The sequence below is a fragment of the Fluviicola chungangensis genome (assembly GCF_007558725.1).
Lineage (GTDB): Bacteria > Bacteroidota > Bacteroidia > Flavobacteriales_D > Crocinitomicaceae > Fluviicola > Fluviicola chungangensis.
Genome location: NZ_VLPL01000002.1, coordinates 206175 through 231368, shown reverse-complemented (window position 1 = coordinate 231368; position 25194 = coordinate 206175). Strand labels below are relative to the sequence as shown.

Here is a 25194-nt window from a genome sequence, read left to right as displayed (position 1 = left end):
ATATGACTACAAACAGAGAAGAATTAATCGTTGAGTTCAAAGAGCATTTAATCAAGTATTTGAACCTGTTGGATTTAGCTCCGGCAGATATTCAGAATGATGTTCCGTTATTCGGGGAAGAACTAGGTTTAGATTCTATTGATTCTGTGGAATTGATCGTTTTATTGGACCGTGAGTACGGGATTAAGATCAAAAATCCAACTGAGGGTAGACAAATTTTGGTTGACGTCAATACAATCGTAGATTATATTATTGCGAATAGAACAAAATAAGATCTATGACTGAAATTGTTGTAACAGGAATGGGTGCAATCAGTTCAATTGGATTGACAATTGCTGAAAATCTTTATTCTCTGAAGCATGAAATTTCGGGGATCAAAAAAGCCAAACATTTCAAATCTCACTATGCCGGTTCACTTGTATTCGGTGAGATTGATCAAAGTGACGAGTCTCTTCTGGAAGAATTGGCCCTCAAGAAAGGACATGGTTTTACCCGAACGACACTGATCGCGATGAAGGCATTTCGTGAAGCAGTATCTCACGCGCAATTAAGTCCGGAGGATATTGCTTCAACCAGAACTGCATTTATCAGCTCAAGCACCGTTGGTGGCATGTGCTATACGGATGATCTGTATCACGACGCAAACATGCAGGGTTCACCATCCGAGTACGTAAAGAATTACGAAGGTTCGGATCATGCCTTACAAATTGTTCGCTTTTATGGAATGAAAGGCATTACCGATGTCGTAAATACGGCCTGTTCCTCATCTGCGAATGCCATTGCCATCGGAGCCCGTTTACTCGAAACAGGAAAAGTAGATCGTGTAATTGCCGGTGGCAGTGACTGCCTGGCAAAATTCACCGTAAATGGATTTAATTCACTTCGCATATTGAGTGAAGAACCTTGCAAACCATTTGATACCCATCGCGAAGGATTAAGCCTTGGCGAAGCAGCGGCATATGTTGTCTTGGAGCGAAAAGCGGATGTTTCGGATCCGGGAAAGATCCAGGCCGTATTCTCGGGTTTTGGAATTTGCAACGACGCATTTCATCCTTCAGCTACTTCCGATGACGCCAGAGGCCCTAGAATGGCTATGGAATTAGCTTTGAAACGAGCAAATCTGTCACCGGAAAATATCCAGTACATCAATGCACATGGAACGGGGACACCAAACAACGACCTTACGGAATCCTTTGCATTTTCCAAGCTCTTTAAAAACGTTCCTGCGTATAGCTCAACCAAATCATACGTCGGGCACACCCTGGCTGCTGCAGGTGTCCTGGAGGCGATTTACAGCATCCTTTCGATACAAAACCAGGAAGTTTATCCGAGTCTGCGCGTGGAGGAACCCATTGCAGATTTCTCTTTCCAACCGACTTTGAGATACACACCGGAAGTTGCGATTACACATGTTCTTTCCAACTCATTCGGTTTTGGAGGAAACTGTACCTCTTTAATCTTTTCAGCATGTATATAAAAGACCTCTACGCTATTTCTCCGCAAAAAACGCATGATCTGTCTTTCGAAAACGGAGACTGGAAAGTACTCAACGAATACATATACAAGGCGATCGAACCGTCATACCAGGACCTGATCCCCAATGCACAGCTCAGAAGGATGGGAAAAGCCGTTCGAATGGGAATGGGCGTGTCTTTACCCCTCCTGGGGAGAAATCCGAAACCGGACGGGATCATTTTCGGAACAGCAAACGGCGGACTGGAAGATTGTATCAAGTTCCTGAACCAAATCGTGGAATACAATGAGGGAACTCTTACTCCAACCAACTTCGTACAAAGCACTCCCAATGCCCTAGCCGGACAAATTGCCCTCCTTTCTGAAAACATGAGTTACAACGTGACCCATGTGAACGGTTCACTGGCTTTTGAATCGGCTTTATTGGATGCATCCCTTTTTTTTGACGAACATGCAAAAGAAGAAAAGCGTCTTTTGCTCGGGGCGGTAGAAGAGATTTCGGATTACAATTACAACATTGACCGGCTGGGCGAACGCTTTAAAAAAGAATTGGTTTCCAACGAGGAACTCCTGGATTCCGAGACAGGCGGATCATACTGCGGAGAAGGATCTACCCAGTTTTACCTGAGCAATAATCCGGAAAACAGCTTGGCGAAATTTACTGCATTCAAACAATCCTCCCACCTTTTCCATGATGAAATCGCGGAGTTTGTAATGCGTTTCCTGGAAGAACAAAATCTCACTGCTAGCGATATCGATTGTTTGCTTCTTGGCAGGAACGGTGATGTCACTACCGATTCGTGGTACCAAAAAGTAGAACAACTATTTGGAGAGAAGCCAACTGTTTATTTCAAGAAATCGGTTGGTGAATACCGAACGGTAAGTGCATTCGCAAGTTACCTGGCGGTTCGTCTGCTCAACGGACAGGCGCACTATTTAATAGAAAATGGTGCAACAGTAAAACCGCGCACCATTTTAATCTATAATCATTTCGATGCTGTTCGTCACAGCCTGATCCTCATTCAAAAATAAAAACCGCATAGGTCGATCACACATAGAGGACAAATGGTGATAGACCCAGTTTGTCCGATTGTATAACACGTTATACAAGACCTATGCGACTATGCCCTTGTGCTGTTAATTCCTATTTCTTAAGAATGGTAATCGTTTTACGCCCTTTTACAGGCATCGTACGGAACACAATGTCCCAGATCGGTGTTGACACTCCAAATGCCTTATCGTGCTGCTGATAATGGTGAATATTATGGTGTGTCCACCAAAAATTAAATCGAGCAGGCGCCGGCTTGCTGTGCACCATCCAATGGATACTGATATAAACCAGGTAACCGATCAGGAATCCTGCTCCAAAAGTAAATGCAGCACTTCCCATCATGAGGTAAAAAACCCCTAGGAACGCACTTGCAATTGCCAATCCCGGAACAGGCGGCAAAATAATCCGATCTTCGTCACTTGGATACTGATGGTGAATTCCATGGAACATATACTGCATTCCCGTATCATAAGAGGCATCCTTCAACTTATGATAGACAAAACGATGGAGAACATACTCACCGAATGTCCATGCAAAAAACCCAAGGAAGAACAATAAAATAGCATTGATAGCTGTTCCCTGAAAATAATAGATGTACATCCAGATCCATACAGCGGCAACTGCGCTATACAATACAATAATAATCCAGAGCTTTGTTTTTGTTAAGACCTCGAGGAGAGGAGACTTGAATAGTTTAGGCGATTTTTCATCAGGATAAACTCGGAATTCATAACTTTCATTATTCGCTTCCATAGAATAGAATTTAGTGAGTATTACTTTTTGAACATTTCAATTTGGCACTCAGTTGTTCTATCACAACCTGCAACAAAGTTAATCAACTTTAGAAGCCATCGGTTCTAAAACATAACCAAAATGTAGGTCTTTTAGTTAAAAAAATCTAATTTTTAAAAGGGAATTTTACAAAGGATTTCCAAAAGCTCTGAATACGTAGCTGTATCAAGAATAAAATGCACGGGAGCATCATCATCCATTATTACTTCAGCTGTGGAATAGCCCCAGGCAATTACTTTCGAATCCTCCGGAATTGCATTCAGGGAAACAAAACTTTTGTAATTGGAAGGACTGGTGAAAATATACACCGAGAAAGAATTCAGGAATGGAACAGGATCTGAAACAGTATCATACACCAGCAGCGGTATTCTTTGTGACGCCGGAAGTGCCGATTCGATCGTCTTATTTGATTTGGTTGATTGTGGAAAAAGAGCAATCCGATCTCCAAGCCAGGCTTCAAACTCAACGGCTACTTCCTTGGGATTTCCGGCATTTAAACCAAAAAAAGAAACTTCATACCCGGATTCTTCTATGTGTTTTTTTGTTTCCAAACCTATACAGGCTATCTGCTGATCTGCCTCCAGTTTAAAGCCTTCCGAAATAAAAAAATCAAATGACCGGGGAGAAGAGAAAAAAAGAACCTTCCAGCCCTGGGGAATCTCAAAAGGGACTTTTCGGAACGAAATAAAGGATTTACGCACTAACAGAAGATCATTCTCCCGGCAAAAATTAACAACTGGTAGAGAGGAATCGCTTTCCGAACTAAGAAATATACTCCTGGTCTTCATCCTCTTCAGCCAATAAAGCTTCCAGCACCACATCTACCATGTCGAGGTCATGGGGTCCTTCAAATTCAAACCACTGTGCCCCCTGTTCCCATTCGTGAGCAAAAGCAACCAATAAACGTCCTTCTTCCGGGCAATAAGCACCAAGGGGAAGCTGACAGCCACCCTGCAAACGATTCAAAACTGTTCTTTCAAGGGCAATTTGTGATTGAATATCTTCGTGGTTCATGGCTTGCATGAAATTATACAACTCGTGATCATCTTCACGGATCTGCAGCGCTAAAACTCCTTGTGCAGGAGCTGGAACGAATTGCTCCGGGTCGAGCACCACTTCATGCATTCCTTTCAAATCCAGTTTCAGGCGGTCCAAACCAGCTTTTGCCAACAAGATTGCATCGTATTCACCATCGACCAATTTCTGAAGACGCGTTGGAACATTTCCACGAAGATCCTTGATCTCAACGTCTGATCGAAAACCAACCAACTGGGATTTCCGTCGGGCGGAAGAAGTACCAACAACAGCACCTTCTTTCAAACTCCAGAAAGCCTTTTCATCAAAAGCTTTTGGATGGACCAGCAAAACATCCGCCGGGTTCTCCCGTTCGGAAACCGCAGCAATGATCAATCCTTCCGGTTGATTTGTTTCCAGGTCTTTATGAGAATGTACAGCCAGGTCAATCGTATCCTGGAGCAACGCCTGTTCGATTTCTTTTGTGAAAAAGCCTTTTCCTTCCAGTTTATCAAAACTCAAATGTTGAATTTCATCGCCCTGTGTTTTGATGATGGTAATGCTGACTTCTGCTCCAAGAGCTTCCAATTGGTTTTTCACATGATTGGCCTGCCAAAGTGCCAAATCACTTCCACGCGAACCGATACGAATTTTTCTCATGAAGTAAAATTACGATTTAAACATGATTTCTTTAGCCATAATCATTGGCATACTCATGTATTTTTTCTCCATGTATCCGACCACTTTTTCCAAAACCTCTTTGGAAGCCGGATCAAGCTGATCCAGTTCATTCTTAAAGATCTCATTAAAGGCCGTAGCACGGATTTCTTTGACCATTTGCGGAACAGGTCTCATAGCAACTTCTATTGCACGCATTTTTGCAATGCTTCGAAATTCATTATTCGCTTCTTCCAGGATTTGTTCCACATGAATCACTTCCTGGGAGCGTTCCTGTAAATGGCTGTCCGAAATGCGTTGAAGCACTTCTATTGAGATATTTCTTGTAGGATAGTTCGTATGAACTTCGGGAGAAATATCGTTTGGCAAAGCCAGGTCAACGGTAATTTTCGGGCTGGTTTCACCATTCAATAAGTTAGTATAAAGCTGTTCATTGACAATGATCTCTTCCGAACCTGTGCAGGAAACCAAAATATCAAATCCTTCCGAATAAGTTGCCAATTCGCTCAAAGGATAGGCTTTTCCTCCCAATTCTTCAGCCAAAACTTCCGCTTTTTCAAGTGTTCGGTTAAAAATCACAAAATTATTCATTCCGTGCTTTTTCAAAAAGCGCAGCATTGCCGTATTGGTAACACCCGCACCGATTGCCAAAACACGGGCGTCCTTTGGAGCGTCCATTCCCACCAAACGCTGGTAAGCAATGGAAACAACGGAAACAGGCTTTAAAGAAATTTTCGTTTCCGTGTAAACCCGTTTTGCAGTTTCAATCGTATGACGAAATAAAATGCGCAAAGTATCTCCGGAAAGACCCAGGTCACGCGATTGTTCATACGCCTGACGAACCTGCGTAATGATCTCCCGCTCCCCGATCACCAAGGAATCAATAGAAGCGGCAACGCGTAAAGCATGATTTACCGACTCCATCTTTGCGTAAACGATTGCTTTGGAAGCAAAAAAATCTATTTTCTCTTCATCAAACTCCGGATAAAGAGCTGAAAAGAAATCGTGTAAAAATTCCGGGGAAAGTGTTTCATTGGTCACCAAAAAATACTCCACGCGGTTACACGTTGATAAAAACATGATCTCGTCAATATGTAATCGCTCTTTGAGGGATTGAAAACGCGATTGGACAGAATCTTGTTCTATGTGCAAAACTCCGATTTTGGAGACTTCCAAATTTCGATGCGTAAAAGCGATTGTGTGCAGTTGCTTAATCACGAATGGTATCTTTCTGGCTTAATACCTGCAAAATTGGGAAAGAAGTAGGTTTTAATTGTCAGAAAACTGTCAGACAATTAATTTAGAATGGATATAAACAACCCGAAACTCTTGTAAAAAGGGACTTTCCTAAAAAACGGGTCTGGTAAACAGGACAAAAATCATCTTTTTTAACCCCAGAAAGTGACGAAAGTCATCTAAACGCCTGGTAAGTTCATCACTTGGTCGTTTTTTGGATCCCCAAATAAACCAGTAATGACGGCACCACTACGGTCACGATCGTTACAACGACATTTAGATTGAATTTTTTCTGATCCACTTTGGAATCAGTTGCTCTGGATTCGAAGCGGTAAGCAATATTGGCCGGATCATAATAAGCAACCAGGTCCATGTACTTCCCAATCTTTTTTTTACCGTTTGTCTCTCTGAGCATAAAAGGGATTGTTTTACGATCAGTTGTACGGTATTTGTAAACAAAGGAGCGATATCCTGTTGAATCGTACTTATCAATGTCATATGGCTCTACTCCCAATCGCCGGTTCACAGTGTCCATACTCATGCCCGTTTTTAGCTGCATGACTTGTTCCACATGGGCATACTTGGGCGCTGAAACAATACAGGACTGTATCAAAAGAGCAGGAATCAGAATAATTGTAAGGAGCTTGCCGCCTTTTTTCATATTAATATCCAATTGGTAAAACACGATCCAATCAGGTAAATTGAGAGCAGGTAAGACAAATTACAACAATTGTTAGAGAAAAAACCTTTAAAAAAACAAAAATTATTTTCCGCCATTTTCCAGTAAATCCTTCAGGCAATTCTGATCAAAAGTCGGAATAGGCACACTACCGATCAAATTATCGAAAATGCTTCCCGTCTCAACTTCCCAATACATCAGACAATCCGAATTATCACAATGAGCGCCGTGAGCTGTGTCCTGATGAGAATTATACATGGCAGAACCTAAGTTCACCAGGCCCAAAATATGTCCGAACTCATGGTTGATAACTGTTGATTCCAATTTATACAATTCAGGCTCCCCTAGTCCGCCCGAATGATCTTTCAGGGATTTCTCATAGATCACCATCGAAGTATTGAAATAAGCCTGACCCAGAACCATACTTGAACCTTGATCTTCACCGGATGCACCATCCAAAAAGATGAAACAGGTTGCGAGATCTTTCTTATAGGTAAATTCTTTCCTGTTCTGATCTTCAATTATTTTTACATCACTGATGGAATAAGTACTTTTCCCCTGTGCAGGGATCTCTTTCAACACCATTTTGATTCCATCCGGTTTATTGCAAACACCTGCAATTAATTCCTTCAGGTTATTAATTGCCTGATCCGTCGGTTTGAAACCCGTCATATACATAATTTCAATAGTAATCGATCTGTAATCCTTATCTGAAAGGATGTCATGAGCAGATTTACCCACCTCCTGTCGATGAAACTTATTGATCCGTCTGTCGCTGTCTTTTTTACACGAATAAGGTGCGAATAGTAAAAACAGCAAAAAAGCAAGCTTTAGAACACGCATAGCGAAGTATTTTCAGAAATATACCAATTTTTGAAAAGAATAAAAAGGAATCAAACGAGTGACCGTGCAATCACTAGCCAAATAAACAACACCACAAAAACTATCGGTTTTAGTTTATTCGCCTTTTCCTTTTGTTTTGCAAGAAGAATGAATAGTATAAAAACGAAGATTTCCATTAGAATTGGAACGAAGAGGATCGTTTCCATGAAGTAAAAGACACATCCCGCCAAAAACACAAAATGGAAAACGCTCAAAACGAAGGTCGGGACAGAATAACTGACCAGTAAGTATCCCAGTAGCAAAAGAGTATTAAAAATCCAGAAAATTTGCGCGAAACCGGCGGACGGAGTATTACCTGCTGCAGTAATCAGGATTAAAAACCCCCAATAATTAAGTAGTACACAGATGAAAATATCAATAGATACCGTTAGAATCCCTTTCATTTGAAGGTTTTGAAGATTAGAACCATTGGATAAATGATCCGATTTTAAAAGTATTTAAAAAACGACTCGTTTTAACTACGGAAACTTGATTTTTAAGCTGAAAGTGTATCTTTGGTGCCCACAAACCTTTTTTCATGAAAGAAAAGAATGCTGAATTGATTCAAAAACGCGATGCCGCCCAATTAGGTGGAGGACAAGCGCGTATTGACAAACAACATGCACAAGGGAAACTAAGTGCACGAGAACGAGTTACTTTATTGATGGATGAGGGTTCATTCCAGGAAATCGGAATGTTTGTGGAGCATCGCGCTACTTCATTCGGACTGGAGAAAACAAAAAGTGCGGGTGACGGGGTAATTACCGGTTTCGGTACCATCCATGGAAGAGTTGTATACGTGTTTTCCCAGGATTTTACGGTTTTGGGTGGTTCTCTTTCCGAAACACACGCTCAGAAAATCTGTAAAGTATTGGATTTGGCCATGAAGAATGGTGCTCCTGTTATTGGATTAAATGATTCCGGCGGTGCACGCATCCAGGAAGGGGTGGTTTCGCTGGCCGGTTATGCAGATATTTTCTACCGCAATACCCGTGCTTCCGGAGCTATTCCTCAAATTTCGGTGATCATGGGACCTTGTGCAGGTGGAGCCGTTTATTCTCCGGCTTTGACGGATTTCGTTTTCATGGTGGAAGACACTTCGTATATGTTCGTAACCGGACCAAACGTAGTAAAAACCGTAACTCACGAAGAAGTTAGTTCAGAAGATTTAGGCGGAGCAAAGGCGCATGCCGAGAAATCCGGAGTCACTCATTTCACAGCGGCAAACGATGTAGAGTGTTTGCGAAAAGTGCGTGAGTTATTGACCTACATGCCTCAAAATGCCATGGAGTTGGCGCCGCAGTTCGAAACAGCCCCATTCGCGAAAGAAAAATTAAGCCGCATTCAGAACATCGTTCCTGACAACGCAAATTTGCCTTATGATATCCGTGAAATTGTTGACTGCTTGATCGACGACGATACATTCCGGGAAGTACAGGCAGATTTTGCCCCTAATATTGTAGTTGGATTTGCACGCCTGGACGGAAGATCCGTCGGGGTAATTGCAAACCAACCTGCTTCAATGGCCGGTGTACTGGATATTGATTCATCCCGAAAAGGTGCACGTTTTGTACGTTTTTGCGACTCATTCAACATTCCGCTATTGGTGTTGGAAGACGTACCTGGATTTTTGCCCGGAACAGACCAGGAATGGAGAGGAATCATTACACACGGAGCCAAATTATTGTATGCATTCTCCGAAGCGACTGTTCCGAGAATTACGGTGATTACACGCAAGGCTTACGGTGGTGCATTCGACGTAATGAACTCGAAAAACATCGGTGCGGATTTGAATTATGCCTGGCCGACTGCAGAAATTGCAGTCATGGGAGCAAAAGGTGCTGCGGAAATCATTTTCAAATCAGAGATTGCAGCAGCTGAAGACAAGGAGGCAAAATGGAAAGAAAAAGAAGCGGAATACGCGGATATGTTCGCCAATCCTTACCGTGCAGCCGAAAGAGGTTTCGTAGATGCAGTTATCTTACCGGAAGAAACGCGGGCAACTTTGATAGCAGCTTTCAAATCATTGGAGAAAAAATCCGAAACATTGCCGAAGAAAAAACACGGAAACATTCCATTGTAATTGAAAATTATACAATTGAGAATTGAAAAGACATAATTTCTGTGTCAGAATATATTTTACCTTAAGGCTGGAATTCATCTTTCAGCCTTTTTAATGCTATGCAGTTACATAAAAGTCTCGTTGTTCAAATTCTTCTTTTAGTCTTACTGACTTATTGGAATTTTCTCATTGGTATTCGTTCTGATGAGAATTGGATAAATTCCATAGCTCTGATTTCCGTACCCCTACTTATAATTTTAATCCCATTTGCTGTTTTTGTTAAAAAAAGGGATGATTGGAATGACTTCTTTTCCGTTCTGATGGTAATTCTTCATCCTCTCTATTCTTATTTTATTATTGATGAATTTCATTCAGGTTTACTTCATTCATATAAAACTGATCTGGTTATACATTTATGGGTACCATACATCTTTCAAAGCTTGACTGTAATAAACTATCTATATTATTTCCTAAAAGATTATTATAAGCAATATTCATTCTATGGACTGACAACACTTTCCATTTTAAATCATGGATTGATTCTTTGTTCAATAGCTGTTATAGTTACCAAATCAATACAATTCCAATCAGACAAGTCACTGTTGAATGAATTGATAGCAAAAGAAATCAAACCAATGTCAGCAAAAATTGAATATACACCCAAACCCTTTTTCAACTATTTCACCAGTCATTATTCAACGATGAAAGTAAAACCCAATGCTTCAAAAGAATTCCTCTTACCAATAAGGGAAAGGGCTATCATGGAATATCAGGGCTTGCTTTTCGAATCCAATTACCTTGAGAAAAAAGCCTTTTCCAATGAAATTCTTTTCAGATCACCAACAGATACATTCAAAATAGAAATTATTCAATCGTTTTGAGAATTAGATAGGAAGAATGTTGAATCCGATCTTTTCAATTTTTACCATTGTCCATTTTCAATTAAATCGTTTCCCGGATATCTCTTACCTGTATCTGCAAAGTTGTCCGGTTTTGCCAGGTATTTGTCTCCAAGGTGAATGCACAATCGAATGCACAGCCTGAGGCGATCAGGTCTGCCTTATCAGCCATATTGAAACCAATCGCAGCAAGTTCAATTCCGGAAACCGGATCCACCAAATCGAACTTCAGATGTGCTTCTTTCAAAACCCGTTGTTTGCTTGCATAAGCGTTTCGAATGCAGAAAACAGGTTTGTTATTTCCAGGTCCAAAAGGCTCCATTTGTTCCAACATCCGGTAAATTCTCGGAACCTGAAGCACCGATTCCCCTGCAAGAAATAAATCCGAAGCGGTAATTTCCAGATCGATTACCAATTCTTCCATTTCATCCAATGCCTGGATATGCTCTTGTACGTAAGCATCGAAATGTTCTCTGAAAACAGCAACATTTTCCAGGGGCAGGGACAATCCTGCAGCGTGCTGGTGTCCGCCGTATTGTGTCAGTAAATGTTCACAAGCTGTAATTGCTTCATACACATTAAAACCGGAAACCGAACGTGCGGAACCGGTTGCTTCACCCTTATTTTCGGTCAAAACGATTGTCGGCCTGTAATGATGCTCTATTAAACGAGATGCCACGATCCCAACAACACCTTTGTGCCAACCCGATTGGAACACCACGGTTGATTTCCGATTGATAAAAAGTTCATCCTGCGCTATTATTTCGAGTGCTTCCAGGGTTGTTTGTGCATCCAGAATCCGTCTTTCCGAATTGTACTCATCGATTTCCATCGCAATATGCCTGGCTTCCGATTTGGATTTTGCAAGTAATAATTCAACTGCCCTGGATCCACTTTTCAGGCGACCGGCTGCGTTGATCCGCGGAGCAATGGTAAAGACCACGTTTGACAAATCGAGCGGAAATGAACGCTGGGCCTGTTCTACGAGCGCCAAAATTCCCGCACGCGGGTTTTCATTCAGGCGCTGGATGCCGTGTTTACACAATATCCTGTTTTCCCCCGTTACCGAAACAATATCTGCACCAATCGCAATCGCAACCAAATCCAGGTATTCAAAAAGGTCCGAAACAGGTTTCCCCGTTTTCGAAAACCATGCCTGAAGCAGCTTAAATCCGACGCCACAACCGCACAATTCCTTGAAAGGGTATTCGCAGTCTTTTTGTTTCGGGTCCAACACAATACAATCCGGAATAACAATTCCCGGCGTATGGTGATCGCAAATAATAATCTCCAGTCCTTTTTCCTTTGCGTACTTTACTTTTTCCACCTCTTTAATCCCGCAATCCAGCGCGATCAGCAGGCCACAGCCTTTTTCCAAGGCGGTATCGATTCCTTTGTAAGACAACCCGTAACCTTCTTCATACCGGTCCGGAATGTAAAATTCTACGGAAGTATATTCCTTCAAAACACTGTAAACCAACGCTACAGAAGTCGTACCATCTACGTCATAGTCTCCGAAAATCATGATTCGCTGATCTGTTTCAACGGCTAACTGTAACCTTTCAACGGCTTCCAACATATGTAACATTAGAAAAGGGTCATGCAGATCACTCAATTCAGGCGTGAAAAATGAACGTATTTGCGGGAGCGTTGTAAGCTCTCTTTGAGTAAGTAAAGCTGCCATGATCGGGCTCACTTTCAGGTCGTCAACTGCGGCTTGGATTTTGTCGGGGCTTGGTGTTTGTTTGATAAACCAGTGTTTTTGCATAAATTTCCGTTTTCTAATATAAGTTATGAAAAAAGTTCTTCTTGTTTTTAGCCTTTCCCTGCAATTTTTTAGTTTTTCTCAAAAAACCGTTCAGTTCTCTGATCCGCTTCCTTTTGGAAGCACTTCACAACTTACCACAGATAAAATTCATTTTGGAAAATACAAAAGTAGCGATTCGCAAGTGACTTATGTGATTGATGAAAAAGGGATTTCAATCGTTACGCTTGCCATTGCGAGTATCAGCCGCGAACAGGTAAGGGAATCTTCCAAATTACAGGTAAAAGGGGATTATCTATTCGGGATTAAAGTCAATGATTCCGTTCCATGTGTGTTGGAAGGTGAAAACTATTATTACGGCATCGAATCCAAGCTAATGATTGCAGGTGAAGGTTCCTTGAACACCCTGGTCAAGATCAATTCGAATAAATACGTGATCAATTTCCACGAAGGCTCTTACTTTGAGCCCAGTATCCTCACGTTCGAAGGAGGGAAGATGACCATCGTTCACAGCGAACTGAATTATCAACCCCTGTTCCAATCCATTTTACAGGTGAACACGATTACCCGTTACGGCTCGGAAGTAGCGATCCTCGCTCCGACTTTCGAACAATGGGAACACCTGGAAGCATCTTTGTTTACAGGCAAAAAACTCGTCTATTTAAAGGAATAACATTTTGAAAGGCTTTGGAAAGGATACTTGTGGAATGCTCATAATCCCAAGTGCATGTTTTAGGCCCGTCGGTAATCACACTGCTGATAATAAAAAAGGGGGCATTTTTTGAATCAAAATCGCTTCCATGCATATTTTTAACACTCATTGTATCTTATATTTCCTTAATTTTGCAACAAATTAGAAGATATGAAATTAGGTGCAACAGAAATTATTTTAATCCTTGCTGTAGTTCTTTTATTATTCGGTGGTAAAAAAATTCCTGAATTAATGAAGGGTCTTGGAAAAGGGATCAAAGAATTTAAAGACGCTAGCAAAGGCGAAGAAGGTTCTTCTGCTCCATCCGCTACGGAAGAGAAAAAATAGATTTAAGACAATCCATTCTACATGTATAAAACATTTTCGGAAGTTAAAGTTGCACTCTCCGCAGGGAAAACTGTGGAGAGTATCGTGCATTCCTACTTAGAGCAAATTGAAAAGAATAAAGATCTGAATGCCTTTTTGGAAGTATTTACCGAAAGTGCACTGGATCAGGCTCGATTGGTGGATCAGAAACGAAGCTCCGGAAAAGCAGGTAGATTGGCAGGAATGGTTATCGGTTTAAAAGATAATATCTGCTACAAAGGTCATGCTGTGAGTGCAGGTTCCAAAATCCTCGGAGGTTTTGAATCTCTTTACTCCGCTACCGTAGTTGAAAGGCTCTTGGCAGAAGATGCGATTATTATCGGCCGCCTGAATTGTGACGAATTTGCAATGGGAAGTTCCAATGAGACTTCTGCTTACGGACCGGTAAAAAACAATCTCAGACCGACTCATGTTCCAGGAGGATCATCAGGAGGATCTGCAGTTTCTGTTTCTGCAGGTATGTGCACCGTGGCATTGGGTTCGGATACCGGAGGATCGATCAGGCAACCGGCTTCTTTTACCGGAACATTCGGTTTTAAACCAACATATGGGAGAGTCAGTCGCTACGGTTTGATTGCCTATGCGTCTTCTTTTGATCAAATCGGTCCTTTTGCAAATAACCTGGAAGATACGGTTATGGTTATGGAAGTTATCGCAGGTAAGGATCCGATGGATGCAACCAGTTCTTCCAAACCGCTTGGTTTTTCTACAGATATTCCTGCTATCGGGAAAAAGAAAATTGCCTATTTGAAGGAAGCGCTCGAAAACGAAAATATCGACACGGAAGTTCGTACCATGATGGAAAAAACCATTTCGGATTTGCGTGCTTTGGGGCATACCGTTGAAGGAGTGAGCTTTCCTTACCTGGACTATTTGGTCCCGACCTATTACGTATTAACAACTGCTGAAGCGTCTTCGAATCTTTCCCGGTTTGATGGTGTTCATTACGGGTATCAATCTCCACAAGCTAAAGGAGTGGAACAAACCTATACACTTTCCCGCTCCGAAGGTTTCGGGGTTGAGGTTAAAAGACGCATCATGGCAGGAACCTTTGTGTTGTCACATGGATATTACGACGCGTATTATACTAAAGGAATGAAGGTACGGCGTGTTTTGAAAAACAAAACCAAGGAAATTTTCAGTCAGTTTGACCTGATGATTTTGCCGACAACTCCTTCTACCGCATTTGAATTCGGATCGATCAATGACCCGATACAGATGTATTTACAAGATATTTTCACCGTTCATGCGAACCTAACCGGAAATCCGGCGATTGCTATTCCCAGGGGAACGCACAGCAACGGCCTGCCAATGAGTTTACAGATTATGGCGGACGATTTCAATGAAGAAATTATTTTCTCATTGGCTGACCAAATTATACAACATTAATCCCATTTTGCCTATGAAACGATTCGGAACAATACTTCTTTTGCTTTTTACAATGTTGCTGAATTCCCCTGCTTTACAGGCTCAGCGCAGAACCAAACCACCTGTTAAGGATACTGTAACCGGGGAAGTATTTATCCGAATAGTAGATCAAAGTCTCAATCTGTATTATGATGATTTTGCAAAAGGATTGGATTACGACTCCATTGTCGATGCATTGGATTACGAAGCAGGGACTATCCCGTCTTTTTCAGATGAAGACTACTGTAAACGATTAGCCAAATTGAATGAAATTTCCTCTTTTGGATTCGATTGCAACAACGTTTCACTTACGACCATTAAATTTTTTGCACAAAACCGGCGGAATTTTGTCCGGGTTGCATTGGGACGCGGTCGTTTGTATTTTGACCTGTACGAAGAAAAACTGGCAGAATACGGACTGCCACTTGAACTGAAATACCTTTCTGTGATCGAAAGCGGTTTGAGACCTCAGGTAAAATCCAGAGCCGGAGCGCTTGGTTTGTGGCAATTCATGTATGCCACCGGAAAACAATACGGTTTAAAAGAAAATTCCTATATGGATGAGCGCATGGACCCGGTGAAAGCTACCGATGCGGCTTGTCGCTATCTGAAGAAATTATACGACATCTATGGCGATTGGAATCTGGCTTTGGCGGCGTATAATGCCGGTCCGGGAAATGTAAACAAAGCCATTCGCCGTTCAGGAGGAAAAAGAACTTATTGGGAAGTAAGACCGTTTTTACCTCGTGAAACACAGGGATACGTTCCCAACTTTATAGCAGCGACTTATCTCATGACTTATCATGCGGAACACAACCTGCTTCCCGCTGAACCAAAAACACATTTTTACCAATTGGACACACTTTGCCTGAACCGGGGAATCCACATGCAAACCATTGAAAAACTGGTTTCCTGGTCTGTTGAGGACATTCAGAGTTTGAATCCCGTATATAAAACAGCATACATTCCGCCGACTCTTCCCAAACAATGCGTAACCGGACCTTTGCAAAAGATCGGTTTACTGGTTAGCTTGGAAGATTCGCTTTACGCCCTGGAACAGCGTATTTATGGTTTGGGAGGTTATAAAAATACCCTGCCCACAGACGTTGCTGTTGATCCACAAAACGACCAACTGGTTGTCTCCAATCCGGTAAACAATAAAATTGACATTCCGAAAACAAAAGTGATCACAACAATCAATTATACTTATCACAAGGTAAAATCCGGAGAAAGTCTCGGAAGTATTGCTGCTCAGTACAGTGTTGCCATTCAGGAACTGATGGATTGGAACGATCTGACTACCGCACGAATTGCAGTAAACCAATTGCTGAAAATTCAAACCAAGATCAGTATCACTGTAGAAAATGAGGAATATCTGGAAGCTGTATCGGACAGCATCCAAAACGCCAAGAATAAACCTGAGCCAACGCCGGTTCCAACCCCTGTGATAACCAAGAAATATTATTCTGTCCGCAGTGGGGACACTTTTTCCAAAATTGCTTCACGACACGGATTAACGATGAACCAGTTGTCCCGTCTGAATCCGGGAGTATCACCAAGCCGCATTCGGGTAGGCCAGCGTTTACGTGTAAAATAACTTCGTATGAGTTCGCTTGCAGTTGTCATCATCACCTTAAACGAAGAGCGCAACATCGGGCGTTGTCTGAAATCCCTCCGCGACCTGGCAGATGAGATCATTGTCCTCGATGCATTTTCTACCGACCAAACGCGTAAAATTTGCGGGAATTACCCTGTTCGCTTCGAACAGAGAGCATGGGAAGGGTATGCTGCAAGTAAAAATTACCTGAACAGTCTTGTTTCTTCGGACTACATCCTTTCACTCGATGCGGATGAAGCATTAAGTGAGGCATTGTACGAGGAAATCAAAACAGAGAAAGAAAAAGGATTTTCCGGGACCTATTCTGTCAATCGCATGACCAATTACATGGGAAAATGGATCCGTCACAGTGGCTGGTATCCGGATATCAAACCCCGTTTATTTCCAAAAGAAGGATCCTATTGGTCCGGTGAATACGTGCATGAAGAATTGATTCATCCACCTTCCGATATGAAAATTTTCAACGGTGTACTGGAACATTACTCCTATTATTCTTACGAAGATCACCGGGCAAGAGCAGACAAATATTCCTTGCTGACCGCAAAGAAATTTCACGCGAAAGGAAAAAAAGTGGGACCATTGAAACCCGCAATTAGCGCTTTGGGTCGTTTTGTTGCGATGTATTTTATTAAATTAGGATTCCTTGATGGCTGGAAAGGATTCAAAATTGCCCAAATTAGTGCCCAATCCAACATATTAAAATACAAAGAACTAAGGAGACTGAATCGTGAAGGAAAATAAGAATTGGAACGGAAAACACATTGCAATCAGTCGTGTAGACAGTATAGGCGACGTACTTCTGACTCTTCCGGTTACAGCATGGCTGAAAGAACGGTTTCCTACTTGCCGCATTACCTTTTTCTGTAAAAATTACACCGCACCCATTGTAAAATACTACTCGGCAATCGATGATATCGTAAAAGTGGATGACCTCTTCACTTTACCCAAGCACGAACAGGCAGATGCTATTGAAAGCCTGGGAATCGATGCCGTTGTTCACGTATTCCCGAAAAAGGAACTGGCCAAGCTATTCAAAAAAGCAAAAGTCCCAACCCGAATCGGAACTTCTCACCGCTTGTTTCATTTGAATACGTGTAACATAAGACCCAATTTTACGCGAAAAAAATCGCCGCTTCATGAATCGCAACTAAACTTTGAGTTGTTGCGTCCTTTCGGACTGAAAGAGATACCAACCTTTGAGCAAGTTAGTAAACTTACTTACTTGTTCTCCATTGAAGCACAAAATCTATCGGAGGAATTCCAGGCACTTTTGGATAAAAAATTTGTCATTCTTCATCCCAAATCACAGGGAAGTGCCCGCGAATGGCCGATCGAGAAATATATTGAACTTGCCTCTAAATTGATCGTAAACGGATACGAGGTTGTATTTACCGGAACAGAATCCGAGGGGAAGCAATTTCGTCAGTTGTTACCGGAAGATATTAGATGCCATGATTCAACTGGTCAACTGAGTATCGATCAATTGATCTGGCTGATCAAAAACGCTTCTGCACTTGTTGCATGTAGTACAGGACCGCTTCATATCGCCGGATTTCTCCATGTGAAAACCATTGGTTTATTTTCCACACGCATTCCCATTCACCCGGGAAGATGGAAACCACTCGGTGATCATTCCACCGTAATTGTTTTTGATGCCAACTGTGAGAAATGCAAGGCAAAAAAAGCCTGTGATTGCATTTCCGAGATTCCAGTTGACACCGTTTTGCATGAAATCTTAAACTGATATGCGTCCGGTACTCAGCATATTGATCTATACAAACAGCTGGGTTGCTCTATGTGTAACTAGTTTGGTATATGGGGTCGGGAGCTATTTTCGATTGGGACACCTGGAATTGTTTGCACTTTGGAGTTTTACAGGAACAGTCAGTGCGTACCAGCTTCACCGCCTGTTTCGCCTACGTCAATTGAAACACACTGTGCGTTCCAACCGCCGGTTGCTCTGGATGCAAAACACGTATTCCTTCCAGATTATTTGGTTCGCAATCAACTTTATTGTTTGCCTGGGATGCCTGTTTTTCATGCCGCTCACTAAAGAAGTAATCATCCTGATTGGCCTGAACGCGGTAATCGTTGCCCTTTATGCACTTCCGATTCCCATCATCGGGAACGGAATCCGGAACCTTCCATTTGCAAAAAACATCCTGATCTCACTGAGCTGGGTGCTCATCGTCCTCATTCCTCTTGCTTCCGACCGACGGTTGGATTCCATCAATTGGGAAGTTCCCGTGCTGCTATTCATTTCCGTATTTGCGCAAATTATCCCTTTTGACAGCCGGGATTTGACGCATGACCCCAAACACTTGTCAACCATTCCCCAGTTGGTCGGTGCAGAAAAAGCAAAATACATCGGGTTTGGACTCCTGCTCCTAGCACTTGCATTGCAAACAAATCTATTGGGATTTCATTGGCTGCTTCCTTTCACGATCTTTTGCGGAGCAATCGGGCATTTAATCCCTTTCCTGGTTGGTTACCAGCTACGCCAGGAATTTATGTGGGAACTCCCGCTTGGTTTGATGGGATTGTGGTTTTTGCTGGCGTGAATTTCGATTTGCTCTTTCCAATCTTTACCCTAACTTTGCCCCCAAATTAAGATTCCGTTAATGGCAACAATAGCAACTTACGATTTTCAAAACAAGCGTGCATTGGTACGCGTAGATTTTAATGTTCCTTTGAACAAAGAAACGCTGGAAGTAACCGATGATACGCGAATTCGTGCGGCGCTGCCCACTATCAAGCACATTTTGGAAAAAGGCGGAAGTGTCGTATTAATGTCCCACTTAGGAAGACCGAAGGAAGGACCGGAAGACAAATTCTCTTTGCGACACATCAAACACCGAATTGAAGAATTGCTGGGGAAAAGCATCAAGTTTGCTTCCGATTGCATTGGTTCCAGTGCGTTTGAAATGAGCTCAAACTTGAAACCCGGAGAAGTCTTGCTATTGGAAAACGTACGTTTTTACAAACAGGAAACCGCCGGTACGGAATCTTTTGCCGCGGACCTGGCAAAACACGGAGATTGTTATGTGAATGACGCCTTTGGAACAGCACACCGCGCACATGCTTCCACTACGGTGGTCGCGAAATTCTTCCCGAATGACAAAATGTTCGGTTTCCTGTTGGAAGCGGAAATGAAAAGCGTTGACCGCGTTTTGAATAGTGATGACAAACCGCTGACAGCAATCGTTGGGGGAGCAAAAGTTTCTTCTAAAATCACGATTATTGAGCGTTTACTGGAAAAAGTAGACAACCTGATTGTGGGTGGTGGAATGGCATATACGTTTGTGAAAGCACAGGGCGGATCAGTAGGAAGCTCACTGGTTGAAGATGATTTCCTCGCTACAGCAAACGAAATTTTGGAAAAAGCGAAAGCAAAAGGAGTGAACTTATACGTTCCTACGGATACGATCGTTGCGGACAAATTCGACAACAATGCGAGCACGCAATTGGTTCCGATCGGGCAAATTCCTGCAGGATGGATGGGACTCGATGTCGGCCCGGAATCCATTAAAGCCTGTGCCGAGATCATCGAAAATTCCAAGTTAATCCTTTGGAACGGCCCGATGGGTGTTTTTGAGATGAGTAATTTCCAAAAAGGAACTGCGGAAGTTGCGCACGCAATTGTTCGTGCTACCGAGAAAGGTGCATTTTCATTGATCGGTGGCGGTGATTCGGTTGCTGCAATCAACCAATTCCGATTGGCAGATAAAGTGAGCTACGTTTCTACCGGTGGCGGAGCGATGCTGGAGTATTTGGAAGGAATTGAATTGCCGGGAATCAAGGCGATTCGGTCTTAAGCAAAACCATAAAAAGAGATTCCCCGGTTTGTTGAGCAGATCGGGGATTTTTTTATGGATTGCCTGATTGCGGAAAACCACATTTTTTATCTCAACCATTATTTTCAGTATTTATACGGTTGATTTTCAACGTTATATTTTTTAGATTCACCACATCACTTAAAACATCACTATGAAAACACCATTATTTATCCTCCTGTTTACAGGAACAATTCCTTTTTCCTTTTCTCAAACCAACACCCTTCCCGCTTCCGGAAACGTAGGAATCGGAGAAATGAATCCTGATCAGAAACTGACAGTCAGAGGCTCAGCCCGGATTGATTCGACCCTAATGGTAAAAGATTCCATGGTCGTGGACCGGGGAGCTCATGTAGGCGGCGATCTGACTGTAGACGGACAAACCACCCTTGGTGGTGACCTGACCCTGAAATTACTCAGCGACAGCACCCTGGAGGAAGATGGGATACTTTTAATTGACAGGAACGGAACCGTCAAAAGTGGAGGTGCATTGAAAAGCTTGGTCTATTCGGATTCGGAATTCATTCCATGTAAAGATGAGAATGGAGGAAATACCACTCCGGCTTCGCCAGTTTGGTTGAACGGACCCGGGAAATTGTACACGAGTCATCATTGCGTTCCGGATGTCAGGGTGGGCATCGGCCAGAATGACCCGGATTCCAAACTGCATATTACTACTGCATTGGATAAAAACACACATCCTTTGATCATAGACAAAAATATTCAGGGAAGTCCAACTCCATTTAAATTGCTGGAACTGGACAACAATGGTCTGCTTTATGCCAGGGAAATAAAAGTCAACCTGGATGCCTGGCCGGATTACGTATTTGATTCAAATTATCCCTTGATGCCTTTGAGCGAATTGCAGGCATTTGTCCAGAAGAACAACCATTTACCAAACGTTCCGAGTGCCTGTGAAATGGAAGAACAGGGAATCAACGTGGCCAAAAGCAACGTAATGCTGATGGAAAAAGTAGAAGAATTGACTTTATACATGCTTCAGCTGAAAGAACAATTGGAGACTCAGAAACAACTATTACAGCAGCAACAGGAATTAATCAACGAATTACAGGAACAAGTAAAACCGTAAACCATGAGAAAATTCATAACAGGAATGCTCCTGCTCGTAAGTTTACATGGGCTTGGGCAGATGGACACGCTGGTATTCAAGAATCCGCGGGAGATGATGGAATATGCGTACTCAAATACCAACTTCAGCAATTTTTCCAATCCATACTTCCGGAATGCGACCCTTGAACTGGAAGACTCAGTCTTCAATTACCTGACCTATAAAGACGTTCCTATTCAATGCACCGGAAAAGGAATCATTAGTTTATTCTCTCTGATGAACTGGTGGGACATGTCGCACACTTTCCACCGGGATTCGGTACTTTTCCCGGTATTCGATCATTTCTATTCCCTGGACGAGTATGGAGAGCTGCATATTCCGTTCTATGTGGTGGATTTAACAATCAATTCCTTGCGACCTTCTGTTTCAGAAGAATTCCGGAACAGTGCTGGACCAGATCCCTATCGGAAAATCCTTTCGAATGACCTCATGGAAGACAATGTGATCTACGCTGCTGCCTTTTTGGATTCATTCGCATACAACAACGTGATCCTGGAATTGAATGATCAAACCGTATTTTCCAACACCAACCGCACCATTGATTTTGTAGAAATCACCAGCGGAAATCAAACCAAGGTCTTGTATTTCAACTCGCATGTGGACTTAAGCGATTGGTTAAGAGGAAAGCAAAAGATTACCTTCATGATCCATTTTTCCGACCAGGCTGTTGTTCAAGTAAATCAGGACATGGAAATGAACACCAGATCAAGTTTAAAATCAACTGTCCATCAAAATTTCGATGGATATTCGACAATTTATCCTGACAATTACACTTCTTCTTCAATCTACTCGCCAGATTTGAAGTATTCCGTTTATTATGCGTGCGGAGACAAGAAAATTCGAAAGCCTTTTATCGTCGTTTCCGGTTGGGGACCACATACAGACCAAAGCCTGATTAATAACAATCAAAATTGGCCAACCTCTTTGAATGCTTTGATTAACCAATTCAACCAGGCAGGGTTGTTTGAAAATCTCCACGATGAAGGATTCGATGTGATTGTTTGCCAGTTCTTTCCACCAAATGCGTATATTGACAAGAATGCAGAATTATTGGAAAAATTGATCAACCATGTAAATAACGTGAAGTTCCAAAACGATTCCTACCAGGAAAATATCATTATGGGATTCAGTGCAGGTTCTTTGGCTACAAGGTTGGCATTGCAGAAAATGGAATACGAACATTTGAATGCTAATGGCCCGCATCCACATACCAAGTTGTACATTTCCAATGACGGAGAACACGGCGGGGCGAATGTTCCATTGGGAATGCAACATGCCGTAAAATATCTATGGGAATACGAATACAATAATGTGATCATTCTTCCTGGAATTTTTGGAGGTGTTAACCCATTAGACGCTAAAACCTATGCCCTTCATTACATCTTAAATGCACCATTATCCAGAGAATTACTGCATTATTTCCATACAAAAACGGGTTCCGGCACTTCTCCCGGACAGGGGGCGGATAATTTAAGAACAACTTACCTCAATTTACATACCACCTACAACCATTCTAAAAACGGAGCAAGATTGGGGTATCCCTCCTTTCAGCGGATGATTTCTATCTCCAACGGTTCTTCTACTCCGAGTTACGATTTTTCCAACTATTCAAGTAATCATCCTCCTTATCCGAGCCAAACAGGAGCTATCTTCTTTAAACAAAATGGTTCGTTGATGGGCTGGGTAAACCGCCGGTTTGAAGCCACCTTCCTAAAACATGGCACACACCGGGTATTTTACTACGAATACAAACAGCTTTTCAAACCGTGGAAAGTGGGGTACGAAGCCAAGACAAAAGATCCGCTCGTGCTGGACAATGCCCCCGGAGGAATTATTTTTATTGAACAAAATCCAATCATTGAAATCAATAATCAATTGCAATCGGAGCTAACAGGAGCACCGGATATTGAACAAAATTATTTATTCTCCTTTACGCCTACCGTGCTCACCCATGATGTGAAAGATTTGAGTAGTAGTTTGAATAATGGTTACCCCACTTATAATTTTAAAGTGCGAAATTTATTATATCAAAATGAGTCCGCAGCAATTACAGGAAACCCTATCAATGCGTCCAATTATTATGGCTACCCCCATTTGGGTTATCCCGGAAACCATTACGATTATACCGTGTTCGATGCCTTGTTTTGCTGGGATGAAAATACAGAGCACCTGACCGGAAACCGGAAAGACCCGAATGCCTATGCCGGAATGGATTCCCCCATCAAAGGGATTCAGAAAAATTTTGTAGTAGAAGAAGCCGAACCGGACTTTATTTTCCTGCAGAATCTGCGCATCGGGTTCTATGCCCGGCCGAACTACTCGTACCGCGTAGATTACGAGGCTGGAAACACGATCTTGTTAGGAAATCATGTGACGCAGAAAACAGACTTTGTGGACTTCGTAGTGGAACCCAATGCCATCGTGGATGCACAAGCGGTAACTGAAATTCATTTCACACCGGGTGTCCACATCAAAAGCGGATCAGACTTCCATGCCCATATAGGGGACATTACTTGCGAAAAAGCACTTTCCAATCAAAACTCCAATACTTCTTCCGAAACAGAAACGATGGAAGCTGATGGGTACCTGCAAGCAAGAACGAATCACGGAGAATCCGTAACCATTTTTCCGAATCCTTCCAAACAGGCTTTCTCCATTCGTTGGGGCGAGCGCAATGACAATGAAAGGGTCTCAGTTCAAATCCTCGACCTTTCAGGCAAAGAACTCTTTAAAAAGGTTGTATCTTTCGAGGAAACAGTGATCCATGACTTAAAAACGGGCTTTTATTTAGTGAAACTAACAAAAAACGGAGTATGCGTTACGAAAAATTTAGTGGTAGAGCAGTAATCATACTGGGGATGCTTCTTTCCATCTTCTCCTGCAAAAAACTGGATAAGAACAACCCCATTGAGTTCAAGATCAAAGCTCACATTCCCTATAGTGGTGAGGCTATTTCCGGAGTGAAATATACCATCAAAGAGTATAAATCGAAGACCGGTCCTTCTTCTTTCGGAGATGTTGAATACACTGATTTTGTAGTGGAAGGAATGACCGATACCTACGGGAATGCCACTGTTTCCTTCGCTCCAAAGAAGAATATGAAGTATCATTACGACATTACTTTTGATTATTCGGGGTTGCAGTTTGCCAATTATTCCGGAAGTTATTCCCTAATCAAGGCTCCGAATTATGTACCCTTAATGCGAGATGATCAGCCTGATTTCGAAATTCGGGCTTTGCCACTTTGTGGAATGCAATTCAAAATTGAAAATGTAAATTGCTTTGATTCAAATGATAAAATGAGGTATAAAGTATATCATCTAGAAGAAGAACCTAATCAACAATTACAGTATGTTCCTTATAGCAATTACTTTAATGGTTGTGGATCACCTATCAATTATACGAATAATACTGTTTTATCTGGTCATCAAATCTACCAAATCGAAGTCACTCGGAACAATCAAGTGACCACATACATCGATACTTTTTTTCTGCAACCCGGAGTAATGAACGAAGTCTTTATTGAATATTAAGAAAACAAGTACGGAAAATCACAACTCACTTTTGAGATATTTTACACACTTTTGTAAAAACAACT

Annotated in this window: 23 protein-coding genes; 16 read left to right on the top strand and 7 right to left on the bottom strand. The window is 42.1% G+C overall.

Going from position 1 to position 25194, the window contains the following annotated elements; translation table 11 throughout:
- The first annotated feature begins 2 nt into the window (after positions 1 to 2).
- Genes FO442_RS04640 through FO442_RS04630 form a run of 3 tightly spaced genes read left to right on the top strand, consistent with a single transcriptional unit; the run spans position 3 to position 2505 of the window.
- Positions 3 to 272, top strand: coding sequence for a phosphopantetheine-binding protein (locus tag FO442_RS04640; protein WP_144331988.1), 270 nt, complete (start codon positions 3 to 5; stop codon positions 270 to 272).
- A gap of 5 nt (positions 273 to 277) precedes the next feature.
- Positions 278 to 1477, top strand: a complete 1200-nt coding sequence (locus FO442_RS04635) for a beta-ketoacyl-[acyl-carrier-protein] synthase family protein (protein ID WP_144331987.1) — start codon at positions 278 to 280, stop codon at positions 1475 to 1477.
- A complete protein-coding gene (locus FO442_RS04630; RefSeq protein ID WP_144331986.1) occupies positions 1468 to 2505 on the top strand; it encodes a beta-ketoacyl synthase chain length factor in 1038 nt (345 codons plus the stop codon). Before FO442_RS04635 ends, FO442_RS04630 begins: the two co-directional genes overlap by 10 nt.
- Before the next feature lie 112 nt (positions 2506 to 2617).
- Here the strand turns inward: FO442_RS04630 and FO442_RS04625 are convergent, their stop codons facing one another.
- The 6 genes from FO442_RS04625 to FO442_RS04600 all read right to left on the bottom strand — a co-directional run bounded on the left by FO442_RS04625 (position 2618) and on the right by FO442_RS04600 (position 7766).
- Positions 2618 to 3277 (bottom strand): sterol desaturase family protein, encoded by a 660-nt coding sequence (locus FO442_RS04625; protein ID WP_144331985.1) that lies wholly within the window; start codon positions 3275 to 3277, stop codon positions 2618 to 2620.
- 152 nt (positions 3278 to 3429) lie between these two features.
- The gene (locus FO442_RS04620) at positions 3430 to 4017 is read right to left on the bottom strand and encodes a uroporphyrinogen-III synthase (protein ID WP_186279900.1); all 588 of its coding nucleotides are present in this window, start codon (positions 4015 to 4017) and stop codon (positions 3430 to 3432) included.
- A 61-nt stretch (positions 4018 to 4078) separates the two neighbouring features.
- Positions 4079 to 4990, bottom strand: coding sequence for a hydroxymethylbilane synthase (gene hemC, locus FO442_RS04615; RefSeq protein ID WP_144331983.1), 912 nt, complete (start codon positions 4988 to 4990; stop codon positions 4079 to 4081).
- Between the two features lie 9 nt (positions 4991 to 4999).
- On the bottom strand, positions 5000 to 6226 hold the full coding sequence (gene hemA / locus FO442_RS04610) for a glutamyl-tRNA reductase (RefSeq protein ID WP_186279898.1): 1227 nt from the start codon (positions 6224 to 6226) through the stop codon (positions 5000 to 5002).
- A gap of 217 nt (positions 6227 to 6443) precedes the next feature.
- Positions 6444 to 6905, bottom strand: coding sequence for a hypothetical protein (locus FO442_RS04605; protein ID WP_144331981.1), 462 nt, complete (start codon positions 6903 to 6905; stop codon positions 6444 to 6446).
- 102 nt (positions 6906 to 7007) lie between these two features.
- On the bottom strand, positions 7008 to 7766 hold the full coding sequence (locus tag FO442_RS04600; RefSeq protein ID WP_144331980.1) for a zinc metalloprotease: 759 nt from the start codon (positions 7764 to 7766) through the stop codon (positions 7008 to 7010).
- Positions 7767 to 8343: 577 nt separating this feature from the next.
- Here FO442_RS04600 and FO442_RS04595 point away from each other — a divergent pair.
- Together FO442_RS04595 and FO442_RS04590 are read left to right on the top strand one after the other, a co-directional pair.
- Positions 8344 to 9888 (top strand): acyl-CoA carboxylase subunit beta, encoded by a 1545-nt coding sequence (locus tag FO442_RS04595; protein ID WP_144331979.1) that lies wholly within the window; start codon positions 8344 to 8346, stop codon positions 9886 to 9888.
- Positions 9889 to 9986: 98 nt separating this feature from the next.
- Entirely contained in the window at positions 9987 to 10748 is a 762-nt protein-coding gene (locus FO442_RS04590) for a hypothetical protein (protein WP_144331978.1), read from the top strand.
- Between the two features lie 61 nt (positions 10749 to 10809).
- Here the strand turns inward: FO442_RS04590 and recJ are convergent, their stop codons facing one another.
- Positions 10810 to 12534: a single-stranded-DNA-specific exonuclease RecJ gene (gene recJ, locus FO442_RS04585; RefSeq protein WP_144331977.1), complete on the bottom strand. Its 1725-nt coding sequence runs from the start codon at positions 12532 to 12534 to the stop codon at positions 10810 to 10812.
- A gap of 25 nt (positions 12535 to 12559) precedes the next feature.
- On the opposite strand from recJ, the gene FO442_RS04580 reads away from it, so the two are divergent.
- The 11 genes from FO442_RS04580 (at position 12560) to FO442_RS04530 (ending at position 25129) form a co-directional block, all read left to right on the top strand.
- Entirely contained in the window at positions 12560 to 13204 is a 645-nt protein-coding gene (locus tag FO442_RS04580; RefSeq protein WP_144331976.1) for a hypothetical protein, read from the top strand.
- A gap of 189 nt (positions 13205 to 13393) precedes the next feature.
- The gene (tatA, locus tag FO442_RS04575; RefSeq protein ID WP_144331975.1) at positions 13394 to 13570 is read left to right on the top strand and encodes a twin-arginine translocase TatA/TatE family subunit; all 177 of its coding nucleotides are present in this window, start codon (positions 13394 to 13396) and stop codon (positions 13568 to 13570) included.
- Positions 13571 to 13591: 21 nt separating this feature from the next.
- Positions 13592 to 14998: an Asp-tRNA(Asn)/Glu-tRNA(Gln) amidotransferase subunit GatA gene (gatA, locus tag FO442_RS04570; RefSeq protein WP_144331974.1), complete on the top strand. Its 1407-nt coding sequence runs from the start codon at positions 13592 to 13594 to the stop codon at positions 14996 to 14998.
- Entirely contained in the window at positions 14952 to 16613 is a 1662-nt protein-coding gene (locus FO442_RS04565) for a lytic transglycosylase domain-containing protein (protein ID WP_144331973.1), read from the top strand. The genes gatA and FO442_RS04565 overlap by 47 nt, the downstream gene beginning before the upstream one ends.
- 6 nt (positions 16614 to 16619) lie before the next feature.
- On the top strand, positions 16620 to 17375 hold the full coding sequence (locus FO442_RS04560; RefSeq protein ID WP_144331972.1) for a glycosyltransferase family 2 protein: 756 nt from the start codon (positions 16620 to 16622) through the stop codon (positions 17373 to 17375).
- Complete coding sequence (locus FO442_RS04555; protein WP_186279896.1) at positions 17362 to 18378, top strand: glycosyltransferase family 9 protein; 1017 nt, start codon at positions 17362 to 17364, stop codon at positions 18376 to 18378. Before FO442_RS04560 ends, FO442_RS04555 begins: the two co-directional genes overlap by 14 nt.
- Position 18379: 1 nt before the next feature.
- Positions 18380 to 19195: a UbiA prenyltransferase family protein gene (locus FO442_RS04550; protein WP_144331970.1), complete on the top strand. Its 816-nt coding sequence runs from the start codon at positions 18380 to 18382 to the stop codon at positions 19193 to 19195.
- Between the two features lie 60 nt (positions 19196 to 19255).
- On the top strand, positions 19256 to 20449 hold the full coding sequence (locus FO442_RS04545; RefSeq protein ID WP_144331969.1) for a phosphoglycerate kinase: 1194 nt from the start codon (positions 19256 to 19258) through the stop codon (positions 20447 to 20449).
- A 172-nt stretch (positions 20450 to 20621) separates the two neighbouring features.
- On the top strand, positions 20622 to 21557 hold the full coding sequence (locus FO442_RS04540; protein ID WP_144331968.1) for a hypothetical protein: 936 nt from the start codon (positions 20622 to 20624) through the stop codon (positions 21555 to 21557).
- 3 nt (positions 21558 to 21560) lie between these two features.
- The gene (locus FO442_RS04535) at positions 21561 to 24443 is read left to right on the top strand and encodes a T9SS type A sorting domain-containing protein (protein WP_144331967.1); all 2883 of its coding nucleotides are present in this window, start codon (positions 21561 to 21563) and stop codon (positions 24441 to 24443) included.
- A complete protein-coding gene (locus tag FO442_RS04530) occupies positions 24410 to 25129 on the top strand; it encodes a hypothetical protein (protein WP_144331966.1) in 720 nt (239 codons plus the stop codon). Before FO442_RS04535 ends, FO442_RS04530 begins: the two co-directional genes overlap by 34 nt.
- Positions 25130 to 25194 lie beyond the last annotated feature (65 nt).

Excerpts from the sequence above, each read along its gene's own strand:
- FO442_RS04640 (WP_144331988.1), top strand. The coding sequence starts at position 3 with ATGACTACAAACAGAGAAGAATTAATCGTTGAGTTCAAAGAGCATTTA.
- FO442_RS04635 (WP_144331987.1), top strand. The coding sequence starts at position 278 with ATGACTGAAATTGTTGTAACAGGAATGGGTGCAATCAGTTCAATTGGA.
- FO442_RS04630 (WP_144331986.1), top strand. The coding sequence starts at position 1,468 with ATGTATATAAAAGACCTCTACGCTATTTCTCCGCAAAAAACGCATGAT.
- FO442_RS04625 (WP_144331985.1), bottom strand. The coding sequence starts at position 3,277 with ATGGAAGCGAATAATGAAAGTTATGAATTCCGAGTTTATCCTGATGAA.
- hemC (WP_144331983.1), bottom strand. The coding sequence starts at position 4,990 with ATGAGAAAAATTCGTATCGGTTCGCGTGGAAGTGATTTGGCACTTTGG.
- FO442_RS04605 (WP_144331981.1), bottom strand. The coding sequence starts at position 6,905 with ATGAAAAAAGGCGGCAAGCTCCTTACAATTATTCTGATTCCTGCTCTT.
- FO442_RS04600 (WP_144331980.1), bottom strand. The coding sequence starts at position 7,766 with ATGCGTGTTCTAAAGCTTGCTTTTTTGCTGTTTTTACTATTCGCACCT.
- FO442_RS04595 (WP_144331979.1), top strand. The coding sequence starts at position 8,344 with ATGAAAGAAAAGAATGCTGAATTGATTCAAAAACGCGATGCCGCCCAA.
- FO442_RS04590 (WP_144331978.1), top strand. The coding sequence starts at position 9,987 with ATGCAGTTACATAAAAGTCTCGTTGTTCAAATTCTTCTTTTAGTCTTA.
- recJ (WP_144331977.1), bottom strand. The coding sequence starts at position 12,534 with ATGCAAAAACACTGGTTTATCAAACAAACACCAAGCCCCGACAAAATC.
- FO442_RS04580 (WP_144331976.1), top strand. The coding sequence starts at position 12,560 with ATGAAAAAAGTTCTTCTTGTTTTTAGCCTTTCCCTGCAATTTTTTAGT.
- tatA (WP_144331975.1), top strand. The coding sequence starts at position 13,394 with ATGAAATTAGGTGCAACAGAAATTATTTTAATCCTTGCTGTAGTTCTT.
- gatA (WP_144331974.1), top strand. The coding sequence starts at position 13,592 with ATGTATAAAACATTTTCGGAAGTTAAAGTTGCACTCTCCGCAGGGAAA.
- FO442_RS04565 (WP_144331973.1), top strand. The coding sequence starts at position 14,952 with ATGAAGAAATTATTTTCTCATTGGCTGACCAAATTATACAACATTAAT.
- FO442_RS04560 (WP_144331972.1), top strand. The coding sequence starts at position 16,620 with ATGAGTTCGCTTGCAGTTGTCATCATCACCTTAAACGAAGAGCGCAAC.
- FO442_RS04550 (WP_144331970.1), top strand. The coding sequence starts at position 18,380 with ATGCGTCCGGTACTCAGCATATTGATCTATACAAACAGCTGGGTTGCT.
- FO442_RS04545 (WP_144331969.1), top strand. The coding sequence starts at position 19,256 with ATGGCAACAATAGCAACTTACGATTTTCAAAACAAGCGTGCATTGGTA.
- FO442_RS04540 (WP_144331968.1), top strand. The coding sequence starts at position 20,622 with ATGAAAACACCATTATTTATCCTCCTGTTTACAGGAACAATTCCTTTT.
- FO442_RS04535 (WP_144331967.1), top strand. The coding sequence starts at position 21,561 with ATGAGAAAATTCATAACAGGAATGCTCCTGCTCGTAAGTTTACATGGG.
- FO442_RS04530 (WP_144331966.1), top strand. The coding sequence starts at position 24,410 with ATGCGTTACGAAAAATTTAGTGGTAGAGCAGTAATCATACTGGGGATG.